4 protein-coding genes are annotated in these 4,310 nt (G+C 43.6%); 1 reads left to right on the forward strand and 3 read right to left on the reverse strand.

Going from position 1 to position 4,310, the window contains the following annotated elements; translation table 11 throughout:
- The first annotated feature begins 65 nt into the window (after positions 1-65).
- Positions 66-698 (forward strand): LysE/ArgO family amino acid transporter, encoded by a 633-nt coding sequence (locus tag AACT21_RS07070; protein ID WP_094164155.1) that lies wholly within the window; start codon positions 66-68, stop codon positions 696-698.
- Positions 699-770: 72 nt separating this feature from the next.
- Here AACT21_RS07070 and mscS read toward each other — a convergent pair whose 3' ends face one another.
- The 3 genes from mscS to AACT21_RS07085 all read right to left on the reverse strand — a co-directional run.
- The gene (gene mscS / locus AACT21_RS07075) at positions 771-1,634 is read right to left on the reverse strand and encodes a small-conductance mechanosensitive channel MscS (RefSeq protein WP_094164154.1); all 864 of its coding nucleotides are present in this window, start codon (positions 1,632-1,634) and stop codon (positions 771-773) included.
- Positions 1,635-1,927: 293 nt separating this feature from the next.
- On the reverse strand, positions 1,928-3,004 hold the full coding sequence (gene fbaA / locus AACT21_RS07080) for a class II fructose-bisphosphate aldolase (RefSeq protein ID WP_013857804.1): 1,077 nt from the start codon (positions 3,002-3,004) through the stop codon (positions 1,928-1,930).
- Positions 3,005-3,157: 153 nt separating this feature from the next.
- Positions 3,158-4,310: phosphoglycerate kinase (locus AACT21_RS07085; RefSeq protein ID WP_094164156.1), on the reverse strand; the 1,153-nt coding region annotated here is incomplete at its 5' end.

Raw genomic sequence — 4,310 nt, forward strand, 5'->3', positions numbered from 1 at the left:
ATACTTATTTTTATACTCTCGCTATTGTGCGTTCACTGTATTGAGTTATCACGATGAGGTGGGCTGTGAATGTGTGGATTTTGCTACAAGGTTTTGGATTAGGTGCAACGATGATTATTCCTATTGGTGCACAAAATGCCTATGTGCTAAACCAAGGAATTAAGCGCAATCACCACTTAACGACAGCGACCATCTGTAGTCTACTGGATGTGATTTTTATTTCTCTGGGTATATTTGGTGGCGGTGCCCTACTCTCAAGTAACGAAATCTTACTGACCTCGGTTACCTTAGGCGGTGTTGCTTTTCTCTCATTTTATGGATTTATTTCTTTAAGGAGTGCCTTCACTTCAACAAGCATTAATGAATCGGATGGCGAAGTGATCGCACGTGGTAAACGAACGGTTATTTTGGGCGCGTTAGCCGTTACTGTGCTTAACCCACATTTATACTTAGATACGGTTGTGATTTTGGGATCGATTGGTGGTCAGTTTGAAGGCCATGATCGCATCGCGTTTGCGCTAGGAACCATGATAGCCTCTTTTGTATGGTTTTATTCTTTATCAATTGGTGCTGCGAAACTGGGGCCGACGCTCTCAAAGCCTAACGTGAAGAAAGGAATAGACATGGCCGTGGCCGCAATGATGTTTAGCATCGCCTTTATCCTTGCAAAAGGGCTGGCAATTCAATATCTGATGTAAGTGTAACCAACAAAAAGAAAGGGCATGAACTGAATAATCATTTCATGCCCTTTTCACTTGATTGAAAATGAATTAATTCATTTTATTCAGATGAACATCCATTTGTGGGAATGGGATCTCAATACCTTCTTTATCCAACTCTTCTTTGATGGCTTGTAACAAATCAAAATAAACAGCCCAATACTCTGCCGTTTTCACCCAAGGACGAACCACAAAATTGACTGAAGAATCGGCCAAGGCCATTACACCAATAGTCGGTGCAGGATCTTTCAACAAACGAGGCTCTGCCGCGATCACTTTAGCCAGCACTTCTTTGGTCTTTTGCAGATTGGACTTATAAGAAACACCAATCACCAAATCAATACGACGAGTGTCATGGCGTGAATAGTTAACAATTGGGCCACTGATGATTGAACCATTAGGCACAATCACCATTTTATTATCAGGCGTGCGCAGTACTGTTGAAAAAATTTGAATCGATTCAACCGATCCAGCAGTACCACTCACTTCGACGTAATCACCGGATTTGAATGGACGGAATGCCACAATCAAAACGCCCGCAGCAAAGTTTGATAGCGAGCCTTGTAGCGCTAAACCAACCGCCAATCCAGCCGCACCGATAATGGCCACAACAGAAGCGGTTTGCACACCAATGCGACCTAAAGCGGCAATTAATACCACCACAAATAGCGTATAACGGACTAGACCATGAACAAACTCAACAACTGCTTTGTCCATGTCTTTCTTTTTCAGAGCCTTGGCAACACTTCCAGCGACAGCTTTAACAACAATGTTACCGATAAATAGGATCAGAATAGCGGAAATAATATTGACGCCGTATTGTATCAAAAGATCTGAATTATTGGTCAGCCAAGTATTGGCTTGCGCTAAACCATCGACTAATGGAGCTTCGATGCCCATTGATTCACCTGACATATTGCATTTCCTCTTTATAAAATCATTTTGAATGTTGTTACCACTGAACATCAAAGACAAAAAACGACTGACAGCAGAGTGTCAGTTTTTTGGCACAATATCTCACTTTGGTTATGTTGCAAAGTCAGTTTTATGTAAACACTGACAAAACAAATAGTTACTTGGAAGCATTGATATGAGCTTGTTAGAGGTTAAGCAATATTTTAACAATCCGCCAGTCATTTTGTCTGAATCTCGGCCATAAAAAAACCCGCTCATTGAGCGGGTTCATCACTTAGTCCAGATAAATGAACTTATAGTACGTCGATCGCATTAAGGTCAGCGAAGGCTTTCTCTAAACGAGCAACCATCGATGCTTGACCAGCACGTAGCCATACGCGTGGATCGTAGTATTTCTTGTTTGGCGCAGATTCACCCGTAGGGTTACCAATTTGACCTTGTAGGTAATCATGGTTTTCAGCTTCGTACTGACGGATACCGTCCCAAGTTGCCCACTGAGTATCAGTATCGATGTTCATTTTGATAACACCATAGCTGATTGACTCTTTGATCTCGGCTTCAGAAGAACCAGAACCACCGTGGAATACGAAGTTTAGAGAGTTCGCTGGAAGGCCAAATTTCTCAGAAACATACGCTTGTGAATCACGTAGGATAGTTGGAGTCAGTACCACGTTACCCGCTTGGTAAACACCGTGTACGTTACCGAAAGAAGCTGCGATAGTGAAACGGTGGCTCACTGCGCTCAATTTCTCGTAAGCGTAAGCTACGTCTTCAGGAGAAGTGTACAGCTCAGATGAATCCATGTCTGAGTTGTCAACGCCGTCTTCTTCGCCACCAGTACAACCCAGTTCGATCTCGATAGTCATACCCATTTTAGCCATACGCTCTAGGTATTTCGCACAAGTTTCAACGTTCTCTTCTAGAGACTCTTCAGAAAGGTCTAGCATATGAGAAGAGAATAGAGGCTTACCAGTTTGAGCGAAGAACTCTTCGCCTGCGTCTAGTAGACCGTCGATCCAAGGAAGTAGTTTCTTCGCAGCGTGGTCAGTGTGAAGAATAACAGGCACACCGTAAGTTTCTGCTACAGCGTGAACATATTTCGCGCCAGCAACCGCACCTAGGATTTGTGCACCTTGACCAGCAAGTTTAACGCCTTTACCAGCAAAGAAAGCCGCGCCACCGTTAGAGAACTGAACAACCACTGGCGCTTTAACTTTAGATGCAGCTTCAAGAACCGCATTGATAGAGTCAGTGTTCACTACGTTTACTGCAGGAAGAGCAAAGTTATTTTGTTTTGCAACTTCAAATACTTTCTGTACGTCATCGCCAGAAATTACGCCTGGTTTTACGAAATCGAAGATCTTAGACATGGATTTGATCCTATTTTTTCTATCGTTTTAAAAATAAAACAGTTAAGTTTAAATTCTTGCAAACGTTTGCTCACAACTGGCGTCATTCTATCAGAATAAAAACACACGTGCAGCAAACAAGAAAGCGGGAATCACTCCCGCTTTCATTAGTCATTAAGCTTTCGCGCGTGCTTCTAGCATTTCAACCGCTGGTAGTACTTTACCTTCAACAAACTCAAGGAATGCACCGCCGCCAGTAGAGATGTAAGATACGTCGGCTTTGATACCGAACTTGTCGATTGCCGCTAGTGTGTCACCACCACCAGCCACTGAGAAACCTGCAGATTTCGCAATCGCTTCAGAGATACCTTTTGTACCTGCTTCGAAGTTTTTGAATTCAAATACGCCAACAGGACCGTTCCATAGAATGGTTTTTGCGTTAGCGATGATTTCAGCCAGTTGTGCGGTTGAGTCTGGACCTAGGTCGAAAATCATATCGTCATCTTGAACATCCGCCACGTTTTTGATTTCCGCTTCTGCGTTTTCATCAAAGGCTTTTGCACAAGCAACATCTGTTGCTACTGGAATAGAACACTCTTTCATCAACTTTTTAGCCGTTTCAAGCAAGTCTGCTTCATATAGAGACTTACCTACGTTGTGGCCTGCTGCTGCAATGAAAGTGTTAGCAATACCACCGCCAACAACCAGTTGGTCAGCAATTTTAGATAGCGATTCTAGAACCGTTAGTTTAGTAGACACTTTTGAGCCACCAACGATAGCCACTAATGGACGCTCTGGGTTATCCATGGCTTTGCCTAGTGCTTCAAGTTCTGCTGCCAATAGTGGACCAGCACAAGCGATAGGTGCTTGCATACCAATGCCGTGAGTTGAGGCTTGTGCACGGTGAGCCGTACCAAATGCATCCATCACAAATACGTCACAAAGAGCGGCGTATTTTTTAGATAGTTCTTCTTCGTTCTTTTTCTCGCCTTTGTTAAAGCGAACGTTTTCTAGAACAACAAGCTCACCTGCGTTTAGCTCTAGGCCATCTAGGTAATCTTTTGCCAGTTTCACTTCGCAATCTAGCGCGTCGTTTAGGTAATTAACCACTGGTAGTAGAGAGAACTCTTCCGCGTATTCGCCTTCAGTTGGACGACCTAGGTGAGAAGTAACCATCACTTTAGCGCCCGCCGCTAGGCAGTGCTGAATTGTTGGTAGCGATGCAAGAATACGTGCATCAGAAGTTACTTTGCCATCTTTCACTGGTACGTTTAGGTCAGCACGGATAAATACGCGTTTACCTGCTAGGTCCAGGTCGGTCATCTTG

This window comes from Vibrio sp. V08_P9A1T1, assembly GCF_963874405.1.
Taxonomy (GTDB): domain Bacteria; phylum Pseudomonadota; class Gammaproteobacteria; order Enterobacterales; family Vibrionaceae; genus Vibrio; species Vibrio anguillarum.

Coding starts and splice junctions, on each gene's coding strand:
- fbaA (WP_013857804.1), bottom strand. CDS start 3,004: ATGTCTAAGATCTTCGATTTCGTAAAACCAGGCGTAATTTCTGGCGAT.
- mscS (WP_094164154.1), bottom strand. CDS start 1,634: ATGTCAGGTGAATCAATGGGCATCGAAGCTCCATTAGTCGATGGTTTA.